This is a genomic window from Streptomyces sp. NPDC037203 (assembly GCF_055605065.1).
In genome coordinates this window covers 242,310-258,987 of the sequence record NZ_JBVJUC010000003.1, presented here as the reverse complement: position 1 = coordinate 258,987, position 16,678 = coordinate 242,310, and the positions used below count along the sequence as shown (strand labels likewise).

Annotated in this window: 17 protein-coding genes and 2 pseudogenes; 11 read left to right on the top strand and 8 right to left on the bottom strand. The window is 71.6% G+C overall.

Going from position 1 to position 16,678, the window contains the following annotated elements; translation table 11 throughout:
* The first annotated feature begins 189 nt into the window (after nt 1-189).
* Nucleotides 190-666: a DUF5709 domain-containing protein gene (locus tag ACZ7EC_RS10410; RefSeq protein WP_471060450.1), complete on the top strand. Its 477-nt coding sequence runs from the start codon at nt 190-192 to the stop codon at nt 664-666.
* A gap of 60 nt (nt 667-726) precedes the next feature.
* Entirely contained in the window at nt 727-990 is a 264-nt protein-coding gene (locus ACZ7EC_RS10405) for a type B 50S ribosomal protein L31 (protein ID WP_471060447.1), read from the top strand.
* Between the two features lie 14 nt (nt 991-1,004).
* On the opposite strand, the gene ACZ7EC_RS10400 is transcribed toward ACZ7EC_RS10405, so the two are convergent.
* Nucleotides 1,005-1,799 (bottom strand): metal-dependent hydrolase, encoded by a 795-nt coding sequence (locus ACZ7EC_RS10400; protein ID WP_471060444.1) that lies wholly within the window; start codon nt 1,797-1,799, stop codon nt 1,005-1,007.
* A 145-nt stretch (nt 1,800-1,944) separates the two neighbouring features.
* On the opposite strand from ACZ7EC_RS10400, the gene ACZ7EC_RS10395 reads away from it, so the two are divergent.
* Both ACZ7EC_RS10395 and ACZ7EC_RS10390 read left to right on the top strand, forming a co-directional pair.
* Complete coding sequence (locus ACZ7EC_RS10395) at nt 1,945-4,458, top strand: DEAD/DEAH box helicase (RefSeq protein ID WP_471060441.1); 2,514 nt, start codon at nt 1,945-1,947, stop codon at nt 4,456-4,458.
* Nucleotides 4,459-4,477: 19 nt separating this feature from the next.
* The gene (locus ACZ7EC_RS10390) at nt 4,478-5,347 is read left to right on the top strand and encodes an acyl-CoA thioesterase (protein ID WP_471060439.1); all 870 of its coding nucleotides are present in this window, start codon (nt 4,478-4,480) and stop codon (nt 5,345-5,347) included.
* On the opposite strand, the gene ACZ7EC_RS10385 is transcribed toward ACZ7EC_RS10390, so the two are convergent.
* Both ACZ7EC_RS10385 and ACZ7EC_RS10380 read right to left on the bottom strand, forming a co-directional pair.
* The gene (locus ACZ7EC_RS10385) at nt 5,334-6,578 is read right to left on the bottom strand and encodes a DUF6397 family protein (RefSeq protein WP_471060437.1); all 1,245 of its coding nucleotides are present in this window, start codon (nt 6,576-6,578) and stop codon (nt 5,334-5,336) included. The two genes, ACZ7EC_RS10390 and ACZ7EC_RS10385, sit on opposite strands and share 14 nt — an antisense overlap.
* 126 nt (nt 6,579-6,704) lie before the next feature.
* The gene (locus tag ACZ7EC_RS10380; RefSeq protein ID WP_471060435.1) at nt 6,705-7,118 is read right to left on the bottom strand and encodes a roadblock/LC7 domain-containing protein; all 414 of its coding nucleotides are present in this window, start codon (nt 7,116-7,118) and stop codon (nt 6,705-6,707) included.
* A gap of 92 nt (nt 7,119-7,210) precedes the next feature.
* On the opposite strand from ACZ7EC_RS10380, the gene ACZ7EC_RS10375 reads away from it, so the two are divergent.
* A complete protein-coding gene (locus tag ACZ7EC_RS10375) occupies nt 7,211-7,639 on the top strand; it encodes a PPOX class F420-dependent oxidoreductase (protein ID WP_471060432.1) in 429 nt (142 codons plus the stop codon).
* Between the two features lie 95 nt (nt 7,640-7,734).
* Nucleotides 7,735-8,334, top strand: coding sequence for a class I SAM-dependent methyltransferase (locus ACZ7EC_RS10370; RefSeq protein ID WP_471060429.1), 600 nt, complete (start codon nt 7,735-7,737; stop codon nt 8,332-8,334).
* A gap of 16 nt (nt 8,335-8,350) precedes the next feature.
* On the opposite strand, the pseudogene ACZ7EC_RS10365 reads toward ACZ7EC_RS10370, so the two are convergent.
* Nucleotides 8,351-8,446: pseudogene (locus ACZ7EC_RS10365) on the bottom strand (alpha/beta fold hydrolase); the annotation flags it as partial.
* On the opposite strand from ACZ7EC_RS10365, the pseudogene ACZ7EC_RS10360 reads away from it, so the two are divergent.
* A pseudogene (locus ACZ7EC_RS10360) lies at nt 8,445-8,650 on the top strand (PadR family transcriptional regulator); the annotation flags it as partial. The pseudogenes ACZ7EC_RS10365 and ACZ7EC_RS10360 sit on opposite strands and share 2 nt — an antisense overlap.
* Here the strand turns inward: ACZ7EC_RS10360 and ACZ7EC_RS10355 are convergent.
* A complete protein-coding gene (locus ACZ7EC_RS10355; protein WP_471060425.1) occupies nt 8,633-9,532 on the bottom strand; it encodes an oxygenase MpaB family protein in 900 nt (299 codons plus the stop codon). The pseudogene ACZ7EC_RS10360 and the gene ACZ7EC_RS10355 overlap by 18 nt on opposite strands.
* Before the next feature lie 287 nt (nt 9,533-9,819).
* Between ACZ7EC_RS10355 and ACZ7EC_RS10350 the strand changes: the two genes are divergently transcribed.
* On the top strand, nt 9,820-10,680 hold the full coding sequence (locus tag ACZ7EC_RS10350; RefSeq protein ID WP_471060422.1) for a hypothetical protein: 861 nt from the start codon (nt 9,820-9,822) through the stop codon (nt 10,678-10,680).
* Between the two features lie 23 nt (nt 10,681-10,703).
* Here the strand turns inward: ACZ7EC_RS10350 and ACZ7EC_RS10345 are convergent, their stop codons facing one another.
* From ACZ7EC_RS10345 to xylA, 3 genes are all read right to left on the bottom strand, one after another.
* Nucleotides 10,704-10,889 (bottom strand): hypothetical protein, encoded by a 186-nt coding sequence (locus tag ACZ7EC_RS10345; protein WP_471060419.1) that lies wholly within the window; start codon nt 10,887-10,889, stop codon nt 10,704-10,706.
* A gap of 104 nt (nt 10,890-10,993) precedes the next feature.
* Nucleotides 10,994-11,901 (bottom strand): IS5 family transposase gene (locus tag ACZ7EC_RS10340; RefSeq protein ID WP_471060416.1). Its coding sequence is split into 2 segments (ribosomal slippage): nt 10,994-11,556 and nt 11,556-11,901, totalling 909 coding nucleotides; the frame shifts between segments, so codons are not numbered across the junction.
* Between the two features lie 152 nt (nt 11,902-12,053).
* Nucleotides 12,054-13,220 (bottom strand): xylose isomerase, encoded by a 1,167-nt coding sequence (gene xylA, locus ACZ7EC_RS10335; protein ID WP_471060412.1) that lies wholly within the window; start codon nt 13,218-13,220, stop codon nt 12,054-12,056.
* A 198-nt stretch (nt 13,221-13,418) separates the two neighbouring features.
* On the opposite strand from xylA, the gene xylB reads away from it, so the two are divergent.
* From xylB to ACZ7EC_RS10320, 3 genes are all read left to right on the top strand, one after another.
* The gene (xylB, locus tag ACZ7EC_RS10330) at nt 13,419-14,864 is read left to right on the top strand and encodes a xylulokinase (RefSeq protein ID WP_471060409.1); all 1,446 of its coding nucleotides are present in this window, start codon (nt 13,419-13,421) and stop codon (nt 14,862-14,864) included.
* Nucleotides 14,865-14,903: 39 nt separating this feature from the next.
* Entirely contained in the window at nt 14,904-16,112 is a 1,209-nt protein-coding gene (locus ACZ7EC_RS10325; RefSeq protein WP_471060406.1) for an ROK family protein, read from the top strand.
* Nucleotides 16,113-16,407: 295 nt separating this feature from the next.
* On the top strand, nt 16,408-16,674 hold the full coding sequence (locus tag ACZ7EC_RS10320) for a hypothetical protein (protein ID WP_471060403.1): 267 nt from the start codon (nt 16,408-16,410) through the stop codon (nt 16,672-16,674).
* The last annotated feature ends 4 nt before the right edge of the window (nt 16,675-16,678 follow it).

Here is a 16,678-nt window from a genome sequence, read left to right as displayed (position 1 = left end):
CTCGGAGGCTGCCGGGGCTCCGTGCCGTTGCGCGGTGGTGAGCAGCAGTGGAAGGCTGGAAAACGGTACCGGCCCGGATTTCCTCCGAGAACCTCCCGGTTCGCACCCTGTGACATCCGTGCCGCGTGTCCCGGCGGCCCGCCGCCCGCTTCGGCGGCATCCGGCCGTCCTCACCACCTGGAGGTAGTCGTGGACAGCGCCGACAGCTGGGGGGACGACGTCTACCAGCCCGATCCCGACCCCTCGGAGGTCCGGGAGGACTCGGGGGTGCTCGACGTCGAGGACACTCTGGACTTCGACGGTGTCGACGACCCCCTCGACCGCGGCTGGTCGCCTCCGGAGCGCCCCTGGGCGGTGGAACACGACGGCGTGACCGCGGCGGAGCGGCGAGCGGGCGAGACCCTCGACCAGCGCCTCGCCGAGGAGATCCCCGACCGGGACCCGCCTGACGGCGACGGCATCGGAGATTGCGCGGGCACCGACGGGGAACTCCTCGACAACGAGGTCGGCGATATGCGCTCCGGCCGCCTGGTCGCGCCCGACGAGGGGGCGCACGAGGACGAAGAGGCCGCACTCGTCGCCAGCGATGTCGGCATCGACGGCGCCGCCGCATCCGCGGAGGAGGCCGCGATGCACATCGTGGACGACGACTCCGTCTCGGGCTGACTCCCGCGCCTCCGCAGTCCCGCCCGCGCCCTGCCCGACCGCCCCGAACAAGGAGCCGCCATGCAGCAGGACAAGCACCCCGATTACCACGCCGTGGTCTTCCGCGATCGCGCCGCCGGCTACGCGTTCCTCACTCGGTCCACGGCGCGGAGCGAGCAGACCATCGACTGGGACGACGGCCAGACCTACCCGGTGATCGACGTGGAGATCTCTTCGGAAAGCCACCCCTTTTACACCGGCAAGGCCCGCCAGGTCGACACCGAGGGCCGCATCGCGCGCTTCGAGCGCCGCTACGGCGCGGCGGGCACGGGCGACGCCACCTGAGCGGCGGTGCGGCCTCAGATCACGTTGAGGGCCGCCGCGCAGCCCACTCCACCGAGCACCATGAACACGGGCATGAGCACCTTCAGCTCGACCCAGCTGCCCGCCCGGAACCGGATCGCCTTCGGCGGCCCTACCGGGTACCAGCGCTTGCGGCCCAGCGGGATCGGCCACAGGATCGGGCAGCCCGAGACCGTCAGCGCGTCCCCGATGTCGTGCACCAGCGCGCCCAGCACGATCGGCAGCCCCAGCCACAGGTACTGCTGTCCGGGCTCGGTGAACAGCCAGTCCGAGCCGTTGCCGGGCTTGTCGAGCACGCCCGCGAGTATCCACGCGGAGGCCGCCGCCAGGAGCCAGACGAGTATGTCGCTGCTGGAGCCGCGGGCCGCCCGCCACAGCAGGCCCTCGATCGCCAGCACCATGTGCACGAACAGGATCGCCAGGACCGCCCAGCGGCCCCCGTTGATCGCCGCCGCCGAGGCGCCGGCGCCGATCAGGACCGCCCACACCCAGGTGTGCGTCAGCGTGCGGTGGCCGCCGGAGCGGCGCGGGTCGCCCTTCTTCCTGGTCGCCTTGTAGACGGCGTAGGACAGCTTGTCCACGATCTCGCAGAGCCAGTGGGAGATCGGTCCGAAGGCGTGCGAAATGGTGGCGGCCTTGTGGTCGAGGTCCGGTGCGAGCGCGGCGCCCGCGCAGATCAGGGCGCCGACCAGCAGGACCGGCCAGGGCATCGGGTGCCCGGCCGCGGCGGCGGCCGCCCCGACGCCGAGCCAGGCCGCGGCTCCCGACAGTGAGTGTGCTGGTCCCATCATGGCCGCTTCCCGCCCCATTCCTCAGATTCCGCTGTCCAGTTGACGCGGTGCGCTGATGCTCCGTCGGCGACACAGCGTAGCTGCCGTGATCTTCCCGGCCCCAGCCGATTCCCCGATCAGGGAGGAGGACAGGCAAGATGGGAGCGTGACCCTCATCGATCAGCTGCCGCCGACCGCCGACCCCGACGCCCTGTACGAAGCCTTCGAGGCGTGGACCCAGGAGCGCGGCCTCACCCTCTACCCCCACCAGGAAGAGGCGCTGATCGAAGCGGTGTCCGGAGCGAACGTGATCGTCTCCACCCCGACCGGCTCCGGCAAGAGCATGATCGCCGCGGGCGCGCACTTCGCGGCGCTGGCCCGAGACGAGGTCACCTTCTACACGGCACCGATCAAGGCACTGGTGTCGGAGAAGTTCTTCGAGCTGTGCAAGCTGTTCGGCACCGAGAACGTCGGCATGCTCACCGGCGACGCCTCCGTGAACGCCGACGCGCCCGTGATCTGCTGCACCGCCGAGGTGCTGGCCTCGATCGCGCTGCGCGACGGCAGGAACGCGGACGTGGGCCAGGTCGTCATGGACGAGTTCCACTTCTACGCGGAGGGAGACCGCGGCTGGGCCTGGCAGATTCCGCTGCTGGAGCTGCCCCAGGCGCAGTTCATCCTGATGTCGGCCACTTTGGGCGATGTGTCGTTCTTCGAGAAGGATCTCACCCGCCGCACCGGTCGCCCGACCGCGGTGGTCCGCTCGGCGACCCGCCCGGTGCCGCTCTCCTACGAATACAAGCTGACGCCGCTCACCGAGACGCTCACCGAACTGCTGGAGACCAAGCAGGCGCCGGTGTACATCGTCCACTTCACCCAGGCGCAGGCCGTGGAGCGGGCCCAGGCGCTGATGAGCATCAACATGTGCTCGCGCGAGGAGAAGGACCAGATCGCCGAGCTGATCGGCAACTTCCGCTTCACCACCAAATTCGGCCGCAACCTCTCCCGTTACGTCCGGCACGGCATCGGTGTGCACCACGCCGGCATGCTGCCCAAGTACCGGCGGCTGGTGGAGAAGCTCGCCCAGGCCGGCCTGCTGAAGGTCATCTGCGGCACGGACACGCTCGGCGTCGGCGTCAACGTGCCCATCCGCACCGTGCTGTTCACCGCGCTGACCAAATACGACGGCAGCCGGGTACGGACCCTGCGGGCGCGTGAGTTCCACCAGATCGCGGGCCGGGCCGGCCGGGCCGGCTTCGACACGGCCGGCCTCGTCGTCGCCCAGGCGCCAGAGCACGTCATCGAGAACGAGAAGGCGCTGGCGAAGGCGGGAGACGATCCGAAGAAGCGGCGCAAGGTAGTGCGCAAGAAGGCGCCGGAGGGCTTTGTCGGCTGGACGGAGAACACCTTCCAGAAGCTGATCGACTCGGAGCCGGAGCCGCTGACGTCCCGTTTCCGGGTGACGCACACCATGCTGCTGTCGGTGATCGCCCGGCCGGGCAACGCCTTCGAGGCGATGCGCCATCTCCTGGAGGACAACCACGAGCCGCGCAAGCAGCAGCTGCGGCACATCCGCCGGGCGATCGCGATCTACCGTTCGCTGCTCGACGGCGGCATCGTGGAGAAGCTCGACAAGCCCGATGCGGAGGGCCGCATCGTACGGCTCACGGTCGACCTCCAGCAGGACTTCGCGCTCAACCAGCCGCTGTCCACCTTCGCCCTCGCCTCGTTCGAACTGCTCGACCCCGAGTCGCCCTCCTACGCCCTCGACATGGTCTCCGTGGTCGAGTCCACCCTGGACGATCCGCGGCAGATCCTCGTCGCCCAGCAGAACAAGGCGCGCGGCGAGGCGGTGGCGGCGATGAAGGCCGACGGTGTCGAGTACGAGGAGCGCATGGAGCGCCTCCAGGACGTCTCCTACCCGAAGCCGCTGGAAGAACTGCTGTTCCACGCGTACAACACCTACCGCAAGAGCCACCCCTGGGTCGGCGACCATCCGCTGTCGCCGAAGTCGGTCGTCCGCGACATGTACGAACGGGCGATGTCCTTCACCGAGTTGGTGTCCTTCTACGAGCTGGCCCGCACCGAGGGCATCGTGCTGCGCTACCTCGCCAGCGCCTACAAGACCCTCGACCACACCATCCCGGACGACCTGAAGTCCGAGGACCTCCAGGACCTGATCGAGTGGCTCGGCGAGATGGTGCGCCAGGTGGACTCCAGCCTGCTGGACGAGTGGGAGCAGCTCGCGAACCCCGAGGAGATGACCGCCGAGCAGGCCCAGGAGAAGGCCGACGAGGTCAAGCCCGTCACCACCAACGCGCGCGCCTTCCGGGTGCTGGTCCGCAACGCGCTGTTCCGCCGGGTGGAACTGGCCGCGCTGGACCAGGTCGAGGAATTGGGCGAGATGGACGCGGAGTCCGGCTGGGACGCCGACGCCTGGGGCGAGGCGATGGACAAGTACTGGGACGAGTACGAGGATCTCGGCACCGGCCCCGACGCCCGCGGCCCCAAGCTGCTGGTCATCAAGGAGGAGCCGGAGAACGGGCTGTGGCGGGTCCGCCAGATCTTCGACGACCCGAGCGGTGACCACGACTGGGGTATCAGCGCGGAAGTCGATCTCGCGGCCTCGGACGCCGAGGGCCGTGCGGTCGTCCGCGTCACCGATGTCGGCCAGCTGTGACCACAGGAGAATCACACCCATGACGACGAACCCGGCCGAAAGACTGGTCGATCTGCTCGACCTGGAGCAGATCGAGGTCAACATCTTCCGTGGCCGAAGCCCGCAGGAGTCCTTGCAGCGGGTCTTCGGCGGCCAAGTGGCGGGCCAGGCGCTCGTCGCCGCCGGCCGCACCACGGACGGCGACCGCCCGGTGCACTCACTGCACGCGTACTTCCTGCGCCCCGGTCGACCGGGGGTGCCGATCGTGTACCAGGTGGAGCGGATCCGCGACGGGCGTTCGTTCACCACGCGCCGCGTCACCGCGGTGCAGCAGGGCCGCACGATCTTCAACCTGACCGCCTCCTTTCACAAGCCCGAGGAAGGACCGTTCGAACACCAGCTGCCGCCTGCCCGTGAGCTGGTGCATCCCGAGTCGCTGCCGACGGTGGCCGAGGAGATACGCAAGCACCTGGGCTCACTGCCGGAGCAGTTGGAGCGGATGGCGCGCCGTCAGCCGTTCGACCTCCGGTACGCCGAACCGCTGCGCTGGAACGACGAGGAGATCAGGGGCGCCGAGCCGCGCAGCGCGGCGTGGATGCGCGCGGTCGGCCCGCTGGGCGACGACCCGCTGGTCCACACCTGCGCGCTGACCTACGCCAGCGACATGACGCTCCTGGACGCGGTGCGCATCCCCATCGAACCCCTGTGGGGCCGCCGTAGCTTCGACATGGCCTCGCTGGACCACGCCATGTGGTTCCACCGGCCGTTCCGCGCCGACGAGTGGTTCCTGTACGACCAGGAGTCGCCGATCGCCACGGGCGGGCGGGGCCTCGCGCGCGGGCGTATCTACGACATCGAGGGGCGACTGCTCGTCTCGGTCGTCCAGGAGGGACTGTTCAGGTCCCTGTAGCCGGTTGCCGCCCGGCCTCGACCGCGGGCACTCGGATCTCTGCCACGGGCCGAGCCGGCCCGCGTCGCAGCCAGGCGCGCAGACGGCGCGTGGAGCGCGGTGGTGTGTGTCCCGGTCCGGGGAACCGGGGTGCGGGGGCCGGAGCCGTCCGCACACGCGGCACGTGTCGCCGCTCGGGCGCGTATCCCGGCTCGCGGGGGTTTCGCCGCTCGAGTGCGTGTCGTGGCTCGGGCACGCACCCTCCGGTGTTTCGAGGCGGCTCGACGTTCCGCGCCGTCGACTCCGCGACTTCCGCCATCGGCCCGGACGCAGCCGGCCTCGACTCGGCCATGGCCCCCGTCGGCCCCACCGGGGTCGGCATCGGCGCCACCGGTGCCGTGACCGTGCGCGCCATGGGCGGGATCGGCCGCGGCGTCGGACGCTTCGTCGGCCCGGCACGGCGGACGGCGGGACGCGGGGCCGGTGAGAAAGCCCGTGCTTCCTCGACCGAGTGGGCGAGGTCGCTGCGCAGCCAGTCGATCTCGTCCGTGTCCTGCGCGGTCGTGATCCGCTCGGCGAGGTGGGCGAAGGAGGTTCCGGCCAGGCTCTGGCCGGGGAGCGCGGGCCGCAATCGGTTGACCCAGGCGCGCTCGTAGGGGTCCTCGACGACGTCGGCGATCTCGACAGGAGGGAGCAGGGCGGCCAGGGCGCCGGCTCGGGCCCACGGGTTCTCGGCCTGCCGCAGCAGGCATCCGAGCTGCCGCATGCGCCAGTTGCGGGCGCGCAGGTCCACGCCCTCCGCGAGCTGTCCGCGCAGCGTCTCGGGTGTGCGCCCCTTGAGTAGTTGCTCGTTCTCGGCGACGGCCGCGAAGTGCTTCAGCTCCTCGGTGAGATAGAGCCAGACCACGGCGCCGTACCGGTTGACGTAGACCTTCGCGGGTACGAGCAGGCCGAGACGGGCGAGCCGGGTGAAGCGGCCGGCCGAGATTGCCATCAGCCCGGCGCCCTCGGTGGTGCCCACGACGCGCACCCGGTCCTTGAGCGTGTCCGGGAACCCTTCCTGCGCCCGAAGCCGGTCGATCTCCGCGCGCTCCACCAGCCGGCCCCCGCCCCCGTCTTCGTCGGGCACGGTCCGCACATGGCCGAGCTGGACGGCGAGATCGAACTCGCCGCGCAGGATGTTCAGTTCACGAGCGGCCCGGCTCGGTGTGCAGGTGTCCGTGCGTACTGGTTCGAAGGTGTGTGCCGACATGGTCGTACTCCCCCGTGGAGTCGGTGGCTCACGCCCGGTGCGTTCGCCGTGCACACACCGTAGCCGGGTCGGGGCAGCGCGTGTTCAGCCTGTGGATAACTCCGCGGGACTTCAAGAAACCCCAGGTCAGAACTCTGTGCCAGGTGCCCGTTCGGGTTTGCGGGCATCGACGCCGAGGTGTTCGCCGACCCGGTTGACGAGCAGGGTCATCTCGTAGGCGATCTGCCCGATGTCGGTCTCCGCCCCGCTGAGCACGCACAGGCAGCTGCCGGGGCCGGCCGCGGTCACGAACAGCACGGCGTCGTCGTACTCGATCATCGTCTGGCGCACCGTGCCCGCGCCGAAGTGGCGGCCCGAGCCCTTTGCCAGGCTGTGCAGTCCGGACGCCACAGCGGCGAGGTGTTCGGCGTCCTCGCGGCGCAGGCCGGTGCTCGCGCCGGTGACCAGTCCGTCGTTGGACAGGACCAGCGCGTGCCGTACATCGTCCACACGTTCCGTCAGGTCGTCCAGGAGCCAGCCGAGTCCCTGGTTCTGCGGCATTTCCGTCTCCCCGTGTGATCTCTCCCCCCTGGCCGGAGGAACCCTCCGCAAGCCTTCCCCACGTGCGGCGTACGGGCAAGCAGGATGGGCGCATGGCACAGAAGATGACCGACGAGGAATGGCGGGCGTTCGTCTCAAAAGGCACCCGCACCGGCAAACTGTCCACTGTTCGCGCCGATGGGAGCCCGCATGTGGCCCCGGTCTGGTTCCTGCTGGACGGGGACGAACTGGTCTTTCTGACCGGCCGGGAGACCGTGAAAGGGCGCAATCTCGTCCGTGACGGGCGTGTCGCCCTGTGCGTGGACGACGACCGGCCGCCGTTCCATTTCGTGGTGCTCAGCGGCCGCGCCCGGCTGTCGGAGGATCCGGCGCAACTGCGCCACTGGGCAGCACGGGTCGCCGCCCGGTACATGGGCGAGGACCGCGCCGAGGAGTTCGGTGCCCGCAACGGAGTTCCCGGTGAGCTGCTGGTGCGTGTCCCCGTCGAGCAGGTGGCGGCGGAGCGGGACCTGGCGGCCTGAGCCGCAGCCCCGGCCGCCCGGCGGCCGCGAGGCGCCCGCCAGCGCACCGGGACGCGCACAGCACAGGACCGCGGAAGCAGGGCATCATGCGGGTCATGAGCGACGACCACGCACATGTCCAGGAGTTCTTCACCGCACGGGCCGCCGACTGGGACCGCAAGTTCCCCGACGACGGCCCCGCGTACGCGGCCGCTGTGGCCGACCTCGGTCTGCGGGCGGGCGACCGCGTGCTGGACGCGGGCTGCGGTACAGGGCGCGCACTGCCCCCGCTGCGGACCGCTGTGGGCCCCACCGGGGTGGTGCTCGGAGCCGACCTGACCCCGGCAATGCTCGCGGCCGCCGTGACGGCGGGCCGGGACCGGGAAGGAACACTGCTGCTCGCGGACGTCGCCGCCCTGCCGCTGCGCTCGGCATGCCTGGACGCGGTGTTCGCGGCGGGGCTGATCGCCCACCTGCCCCATCCGGTGGACAACCTGCGGGAACTCGCCCGAGTGGTACGCCCCGGCGGGCGGCTCGCCCTCTTCCACCCCATCGGCCGCGCGGCCCTGGCGGCGCGCCAGGGCCGGCAGATCACACCGGACGATCTGCGCGCCGAGCCCCATCTCCGCCCCCTGCTGTCCGCTTCGGGATGGCGCATGACGTCGTACGTCGACGAGGACGCCCGCTTCCTCGCCCTCGCCGTGCGCGAGGTCTGAAGGGTCGGATGTCCAGGGCGACCTCGGCGGCCAAGGCGTCGGGGTTGTCGAACATGACGTTGTGCCCGGCGCCGGGCACCGTCAGCAGCCGTACGCCGGCCGCTTCCACGGACCCCGCCGCGCAGGCGGCGGTGCTGCGGCGACGGCTCGCCTTCCGGGAGGAGCCGACAAGCTTCTTCTACGACGGCGACCGGTCGGTCCGGGCCGAGGAAGTGAACGACCCTTCCGGCAGGGCATCCTCACCATCGCGCGCGCCACGAGCCGGGCCGGACTCGGCCGGGCTCGTGAGACCCTCGCCTTACTCGGGGGAGCCTGAGGTGTCCAGGTGCCGCACCGGGCAGCCGCGCAGTCCTGGGACCGGGCGGGTGCCGAGGTCGGCCACGCGATAGCCGTCCGGGTAGCCCTTGATCTCCCGGTTCTGGCGCGCAAAGTGGGGCGTCCGGCGCGGCGGCAGCAACCGCACGATCCGGCTGCGCGCCCGCACGGCGCGGCGCACCAGGGCGACGGTGGCCGCGCCGGGCCGTTCATAGCGGAACGCGTTCAGCAGCGGCTCGTCGAGCAGGGCGAGCACGCCCGTGCGCAGCAGAGGAGCCAAGGGGCGCGGGTACCAGGAGGCCATCAGGTCGAGGGTGGCGTCCGAGACTCGCCGGCCTCCCTCGTCCCAGCCGAAATGCGCCTCCTCGTAGGTGTCGAGAAGGGTCTCGAACTCTTCGTAGCTCTCAGGCAGGTCGGGGATACCCATGTGCCGGCCGAGGGTCCGGTAGTACTCGGTGGCGGCGACAATCTCGTGCCGGGACAACCGGCGCCAGCCGTAGCTGTCGATCCAGCGTTTGGGCACCACGACGAAGGTGCTGAGCACGTACCGCATGTCATCGTCGCTGATGTCGTAGCTGCGGTGCATCTGGTTGATGCGGCGGATGGCCGTACGCCCCTGTTCGGCGGCGAAGCCGTGCTCCACGACGGTGTCGAGAAGCAGCGCGGTGTCGTCGTACCGCTTCTGGGTGCGGTCGGTCAGCTCGGCGGTCTGCGCCAGGAGCCGGCCGATGCTCGGGACGGCGTAGGTGCGGTAGAGGGCCAGTTCAAGGGCGCGTGTGTAGTCCCAGGGGAATTCGTAGGCGGTGCTGAGCCGGTAGATCTCCGGGGCGTCCGCCACCGGGTCCAGCCGGCGGATCCGCTCCAGCCGTTCGAAGCGCTTCACCGCGTCGTCCCCCTTCTGTCGCCGGAAACCAACTTTATGCGGAGCGGGGGGAGATGAACCATAACCGATATCCCGTTCCGGAGGCGGGGCGAGCGCCCTTGTGCGGCGGGATGCCCGCCCTGGCGGCCCCAGGGCGGGGGCGGTCTGGGGAAGTCCCGTGGAGACCGTGGTCGTTTCGCCCCCGTCCAGGGGGAAAGTTGCAGGTCCGCGTGGTGTGAGGAGTCGTGACAAGGGCCTTCCGTCCGCATTAGGGTGCGCGCGGTTGGACGAGCCACTGGGAGGCAGGCATGGCCGGGACGGACGATGGGGCCGTCGCCGCCGCGGACGATGCGCTGTATGTGCTGACGGCGGTGCTGCTGACGCCGGCGCAGTTCCCGAGCGTGCTGGGCGACGACTATCCGGAATCGTGCGCGGCGCTGGGACTCGCGCCGCGCGCCGACGGGTACGGCCTGGTGCTCGGGCAGGACGGCGACGGCGCCCGCTGGACGGTCGTCATCGACGATGTCTCGTTGGTCGCGGTGGCGATCGCGTCCTGGGACTGCGGCCTGGAGTACGAGCTGTCCCCGGAGGAGCACGCCATCGTGACCGCGCTGCCCGGCTGGCCGCTGGCGGTCGCCGTCGCGGCGCCCGGCGTCCCCGCGCCGCACGATCCCGCGCCCGAGACGGGCGAGCGGCCCCCGCTGAGCCCGCCGGACACCAGTGTCTGGGGCCCGGCTCAGCGGCGCCTGGGCGCCGACGAGATCGCGTTGCAGTGGGCGGCCTGGCGGCAGCAGATCAACGACGCCGAGTTCGCCGCCCCGGCCGGCCAGTCCTCCGCAGCGGAGCCCCCGGCGCAGGCCGAGGGCGACGGGCAGGAGGACGCGGGACCGCCGCAGGGCGGCCACCAGGGGATACGGCGGGTCCTCGCGGAAGCGCGCGCCTACGTCGACTCGCCGCCGCCGCTGGGCCGGGTGCGCTCCACCTTCGCGCCCGGCGACGCCCGCACACTGCGCGCGGACGGCCCCGGCTGGTCGATGGTGGCGCGCACCGACGACATCGCCTTCGTCCTGCTCGACGACGAGCCTGGGGAGGTCCTGCCGGTCGGCCGCGGTCCGGAGCTGCCCGGACTGCTGGATGCCCTCGACAAGATGGCCGTGCGGCCCCTGTGATCAGGGGCGGCGCGGTGTCCGTCTCAGCGGCCGAGTTCCTTGCGGGTGATCCTGCGGAGCCTGCGCCGCTGGGAGGGGTCCAGCGCCAGGTAGGCGGCGGCCGGGACTCCCACCACGACCAGGAGCACCACCCACCAGGGCAGCCCCAGGAGCAGCAGTATCAGACCGACCGCCACACCCCCTGTGGCGATCTTCGCGTTTCTCGACATGAGCGTCGCCTCCTTCACGGCCACTGCCGTTCTCTGCTGTGAGAACGGCCCCCCGCCCCCCGCGGTTCCGGGCCTCGCTTCTGAGACATCCCTGATGTGCGCCCCTAGGACCTGTCTGACAAATGATCTTGGCTCGGTTCGCGGAGCCAGAGGATGAGTGCTGCGAGGTGAAGTCCGGCCCGGTAGCGGGCGGCGAGTTTGTCGAAGCGGGTCGCGATGGCGCGGAACTGCTTGAGCCGGTTGAAGCAGCGTTCGACGACGTTGCGGGCCTTGTAGAGCTCACGGTCGAAGGCCGGTGGCCTGCCGCCGGCCCGGCCGCGCCGCATCCGGTTGGCCTTCTGATCAGCCCTTTCCGGGATCACCGCCCGGATGCCCCGGTGCCGTAGCGTCTGGCGGATCGCCCGTGATGAATACGCCTTGTCGGCGATGACCGCATCGGGTCTGCGGCGCGGCCGCCCGACGCCCGTCCGGGGCACTCTAACCGCGTCCAAGACCGCGTCGAAGGCGGTGGAGTCGTTGACGTTGCCCGGCGTGAGGACGACGGCCAGGGGCAGGCCCCGGCCGTCACAGGCGAGGTGGACCTTGGTGGTCAGCCCGCCGCGGGACCGGCCGAGCGCCTGACCAGCCGCCGTGCGTTCCGGATCTTCCAGTTCGTCCCCCGTCGACGCCCCTTTTTGCGAGCGCCGGCGGCGTGCTGGTGGGCCCGGTTGATCGTGGAGTCGACCGAGACCGTCCATTCCACGGCCCCGACGGAGTCGTCGCGGACCTGAACCTCTTCGAGCAGGCGGGCCCAGGTCCCGTCCGTCTCCCAGCGGGCGAACCGCTCGTAGACCGTCTGCCACGGCCCGAAGCGCTCTGGCAGGTCACGCCACGGAGCACCCGTCCGCAACCGCCACAACACCCCATTGATCACCTGCCGGTGATCCCGCCACGGACGGCCTCGCCCGTCAACACCCGGCAACAGTGGCGCTATCCGCTCCCACGCCGCATCCGTCAGCTCACCACGACCCACCACAAGATCGATTATCAGACACGTCCTAGGGCCGACCGGGGGATCACCGCGAAGTCACCCATGCCGTCCGCGGCGGAACAGCCGGGGAGCCCGGCGCGCGTAGGTGCCATGCTCCCCGGTGTCCTTGCGGCCCCGCTCCGCGCGTGCGGCTGTCAGCCGCGGGCGCCCAGCAGGTGGTCCATCGCCAGCTGGTCGAGGTGTTCGAAGGCCATTCCGCGTGCGGCGACGGCGTCGACGTCGAAGTCCTCGAACGCGGTGCGGTCGGCGAGCAGGGCGTCCAGGCCGTCGGCCGCGGTCGGCTGGGCCAGCTGGTCCAGACGCGCGGCACGCAGCGCCTCCTGCACCTCCGGGTCGGCGCGGAAGGCGGCCGCGCGGTCCTTGAGGATCAGGTAGTTGCGCATGCAGCCCGCGGCCGAGGCCCACACGCCGTCGAAGTCCTCGGTGCGCGGCGGCTTGAAGTCGAAGTGCCGCGGACCCTCGTAGCCGGCGCTCTCCAGAAGGTCGACCAGCCAGAACGCCGCCCGTAGGTCGCCGGCGCCGAACCGCAGGTCCTGGTCGTACTTGATGCCGGACTGGCCGTTGAGGTCGATGTGAAAGAGCTTGCCCGCCCACAGGGCCTGCGCGATGCCGTGGGGGAAGTTCAGGCCGGCCATCTGCTCGTGGCCGACCTCCGGGTTGACGCCGTACAGCTCCGGGCGCTCCAGTCGCTCGATGAAGGCCAGCGCGTGGCCGACGGTGGGCAGCAGGATGTCGCCGCGGGGCTCGTTGGGCTTGGGCTCGATGGCGAAACGGATGTCGTAGCCCTGGGCGGTGACGTACTCGCCGAGGAGGTCGAACGCCTCCTTCATGCGGTCGAGGGCGTCGCGCACGTCCTTGGCGCCACCGGACTCGGCGCCCTCCCGGCCGCCCCAGGCGACGTACGTCTCGGCGCCCAGCTCGACCGCCAGGTCGATGTTGCGGATCGTCTTGCGCAGCGCGTACCGGCGTACATCGCGGTCGTTGGCGGTGAAGCCGCCGTCCTTGAAGACAGGGTGTGTGAAGAGGTTCGTGGTCGCCATGGGCACCTTCATGCCGGTGGCGTCCAGGGCCTGGCGGAACCGCTTGATGTGCGACTCGCGCTCGGTGTCGGAGGACCCGAAGGGGATCAGGTCGTCGTCGTGGAAGGTCACACCGTAGGCGCCCAGTTCGGCCAGGCGCTGCACGGTCTCGACCGGGTCGAGGGCAGGGCGGGTGGCGTCGCCGAACGGGTCCTTCCCCTGCCAGCCGACGGTCCACAGACCGAAGGTGAACCTGTCCTCGGGGGTGGGCTGGAAGCTCATGTCGCGGCTCCTTGTTCCGTACGACTATTTCGTCATGGCCGTTTACAAATTAGTATGCGACCACGCCTCTGGGAAGAGACAAGGTGTCTTCAACCACAAGGTGTCTTCGGAAGATGGCTTCCACAGGGCGCCCTCGGGGGCGTCCTTCGGGAGCGCCCCACAGCACATCCCGCTGAGCCGCGGAAGAGGGAGAACCCCATGTCAGCAGCGGATGGACCGCTCGTCGTCGGCGTGGACACGTCCACCCAGTCCACGAAGGCCCTGGTCGTCGACGCGGCCACCGGCCGGGTGGTGGCGAGCGGCCAGGCACCGCACACCGTCACCGGCGGCGCGGGCCGGGAGAGCGATCCGCGCCAGTGGTGGGACGCCCTGGGCGAAGCGCTGCGCCAGTGCGGTGACGCGGCGCACGAGGCGGCCGCGGTGTCGATCGGCGGCCAGCAGCACGGCCTGGTCACGCTGGACGAGCACGGTGAGCCGGTGCGTCCGGCGCTGCTCTGGAACGACGTCCGTTCCGCGCCGCAGGCCCGTCGGCTGGTGGAGGAGCTGGGCGGCCCGAAGGCATGGGCGGAGCGCACCGGCAGCGTGCCCGGCGCGTCGTTCACCGTGACCAAGTGGGCGTGGCTCGCCGAGCACGAACCGGAGGCGGCGCGCGCCACCACGGCCGTACGGCTCCCCCACGACTACCTCACCGAGCGCCTGACCGGGCAGGCCGTCACCGATCGCGGTGATGTCTCCGGCACCGGCTGGTGGGCGTCCGGCGCGGAGCGGTACGACGAGCAGACCCTGGCGCACATCGGGCTCGACCCGGCGCTGCTGCCTCGGGTGGCACGTCCGGGCGAGGTGGCCGGGACCGTGCGCGATGGCCATGGACTGCCCTTCTCCAAGGGCACCTTGGTGGCCCCTGGTACCGGCGACAACGCGGCGGCCGCGCTGGGCCTCGGTCTGCTGCCCGGCACCCCGGTGCTGAGCCTCGGCACGTCCGGCACGGTGTACGCCGTCTCCCGGTACCGCCCGGCCGACCCCACCGGCACGGTGGCGGGATTCGCCGACGCGCGCGGGGACTGGCTGCCCCTGGCCTGCACTCTGAACTGCACACTCGCCGTGGACCGCGTCGCGACCCTGCTGGGCCTGGACCGCGAGGCCGTGGCTCCCGGCGGCTCCGTGACCCTGCTGCCGTTCCTGGACGGCGAGCGCACCCCCGACCTGCCGAACGCCTCCGGACTGCTGCACGGGCTGCGCCACGACACGACGCCGGGCCAACTGCTCCAGGCGGCGTACGACGGCGCGGTGCACTCGCTGCTCGACGCCCTCGACCTGGTCCTCGACGAGGAGGCGGACCGGGACGGCCCGCTGCTGCTGATCGGCGGCGGCGCGCGGGGCCGGGCCTGGCAGCAGACCGTGCGGCGGCTGTCCGGGCGGCCGGTCCAGATCCCCGCGGCCAAGGAGTTGGTCGCCCTGGGCGCGGCGGCCCAGGCCGCCGGGCTGCTGACCGGTGAGGACCCGGCGGCGGTGGCCCGCCGCTGGAACACCGCGGCCGGGCCGGTGCTGGAGCCGGTGCACCGGGACGAGGAGACGCTGGCCCGGATCGGCGGGGTACTCTCCGACGCGGCCCCGCTGCTGGCACGGGGCACGGAAAACCGCTGAACCGCGCCGCCCGGCCCCGGAACGAGGATTGACGCAGGCATGACCGCACCGCTGCACGAGGCCCGACCCTCGGGGGTCGGCCGGGCCCTGCCGGACACCCAGCAGGGCATGCGCCGGCGCAACCTCGCGCGGGTGCTGCACGCGGTCAGCGCCGAGGGCTCGCTGTCACGGGCGGCGGTGGCCTCGCGCATCGGCCTGACGCGGGCCGCGGTGTCGACCCTGGTGGACGATCTGATCCGCTGGGGGTTGCTGGAGGAACTGGGCCCCGAGCGGCCGGGGCGCGTGGGCCGACCCGGATCGGCGTTGGCGGTGAGCAGCCGTGGCCCGGCCGGCATCGGGGCCGAGATCGGCGTGGATCACCTCGCGGTGTGCGCCGTCGACCTGCGTGGCACGGTCCGGGCGCGGGCCGTGCGCCGCGGTACCAACCGCGGCCGGGCGCCCGCACCGGTGATCGCGGAACTGACGGCGCTGGTCCGCCAGGTGGTCGCCGAGGCCGAACGGGAGGAGCTGTGGGCCGCCGGGCTCGCGGTCGCCGTACCCGGACTGGTGGCGCGTGACGGCCGTACGGTCGTCCGCGCGCCCAACCTCGAATGGCGCGACACCGACCTCGGCGACCTGCTGCCCGGCGACTGGCCGCTCACCGTGGACAACGAGGCCAACTTCGGCGCGCTGGCCGAACTGTGGCTCGGTGCCGGCACCTCGCGCGAGTTCCTGCATGTGTCGGCCGAGATCGGCATCGGCGCGGCGATCGTCGTGGACGGGCGGCTGCTGCGCGGCACGCGCGGGTTCGCGGGTGAGCTGGGCCATGTGCCGGTACGACCGGACGGGCCGTCCTGCGCGTGCGGCGGGCGCGGCTGTCTGGAGCAGTACGCGGGTCAGGAGGCGGTGCTGCGCGCGGCGGGGCTGCGGCCGCGCGAGGATCTCGTCGGCCTGCTCGCGGAGCATGCCGGGAAGGGTGAGGAAGGGGTGCGGGCGGCGCTGCGGGACGCGGGCACGGCGCTGGGCATCGCACTGACTGGGGCGGTGAATCTGCTCGACCCCGAGACGGTGGTCCTGGGCGGCGCACTGGCGGGGCTCTCCCCCTGGCTGCTGCCCTCGCTGGAGGCGGAACTGGCCGGCCGCACGGCAGGTCCGACCTGCCCGGTGGCGGTGTCGCCGCTCGGCCCCGAGGGACCGCTGCTGGGCGCGGCGCACTCCGTCGCCCGCGCCGTGCTCGATGACCCGGCGTCAGCGGCGAAACGTTCCTGACGCTTGGTCAAGCACCGGCGGGCTCGGGTCCGCCGACGGATCAGGCGCGGCCGCACCGCCCTTCGGCGCATTGTCCTCACTCGAAGGAGTGGCGAAGTTATCCACAGGCTTCCGCTTGTCCACGGAACCGTGGCGGAGCCTTCTGCCGGGCCCGCCCGCGCCGTACCGTGAATCGCACGAGGCACGCGCTGCCGGCGCGTCAGATCCCGCGTAGACCTCGTGGTCTGAGCGCCATTCACACAGATCGGGCGGCAACAAAGGGATGGGGGTGACGGTGGAGTGCGCAAGGAAATCCGTGCTGATCGAGGACCTCCTCAAGGGCGTCGCGACCCCGCGTCCCCGGCTGGAGTCGGATACGCCCATCGCCTCGACCGGCCGGGCGCGCTCGCCGGCGGACACGTTCCGGATATCGCAGGCGGGTCCTGCGCGGTGGCTGGCGAACGCCTGGGGCACGAACCACACATCCGCGGCCAAACCCCTCAAGGAGTGGCCGGCCGTGCGGGGGACCTACCGCGATGCGCACGCGCGTCACCGGGAGGCCGCACAGCCTCCGCGCGGCTGACGGC

Bases quoted from the DNA above. Each gene is read 5' to 3' on its own strand.
- ACZ7EC_RS10325 (WP_471060406.1), top strand. From the start codon at position 14,904: ATGACCGCACCGCTGCACGAGGCCCGACCCTCGGGGGTCGGCCGGGCC.
- ACZ7EC_RS10390 (WP_471060439.1), top strand. From the start codon at position 4,478: ATGACGACGAACCCGGCCGAAAGACTGGTCGATCTGCTCGACCTGGAG.
- ACZ7EC_RS10380 (WP_471060435.1), bottom strand. From the start codon at position 7,118: ATGCCGCAGAACCAGGGACTCGGCTGGCTCCTGGACGACCTGACGGAA.
- ACZ7EC_RS10375 (WP_471060432.1), top strand. From the start codon at position 7,211: ATGGCACAGAAGATGACCGACGAGGAATGGCGGGCGTTCGTCTCAAAA.
- ACZ7EC_RS10405 (WP_471060447.1), top strand. From the start codon at position 727: ATGCAGCAGGACAAGCACCCCGATTACCACGCCGTGGTCTTCCGCGAT.
- ACZ7EC_RS10345 (WP_471060419.1), bottom strand. From the start codon at position 10,889: ATGTCGAGAAACGCGAAGATCGCCACAGGGGGTGTGGCGGTCGGTCTG.
- ACZ7EC_RS10400 (WP_471060444.1), bottom strand. From the start codon at position 1,799: ATGATGGGACCAGCACACTCACTGTCGGGAGCCGCGGCCTGGCTCGGC.
- xylB (WP_471060409.1), top strand. From the start codon at position 13,419: ATGTCAGCAGCGGATGGACCGCTCGTCGTCGGCGTGGACACGTCCACC.
- xylA (WP_471060412.1), bottom strand. From the start codon at position 13,220: ATGAGCTTCCAGCCCACCCCCGAGGACAGGTTCACCTTCGGTCTGTGG.
- ACZ7EC_RS10350 (WP_471060422.1), top strand. From the start codon at position 9,820: ATGGCCGGGACGGACGATGGGGCCGTCGCCGCCGCGGACGATGCGCTG.
- ACZ7EC_RS10370 (WP_471060429.1), top strand. From the start codon at position 7,735: ATGAGCGACGACCACGCACATGTCCAGGAGTTCTTCACCGCACGGGCC.
- ACZ7EC_RS10385 (WP_471060437.1), bottom strand. From the start codon at position 6,578: ATGTCGGCACACACCTTCGAACCAGTACGCACGGACACCTGCACACCG.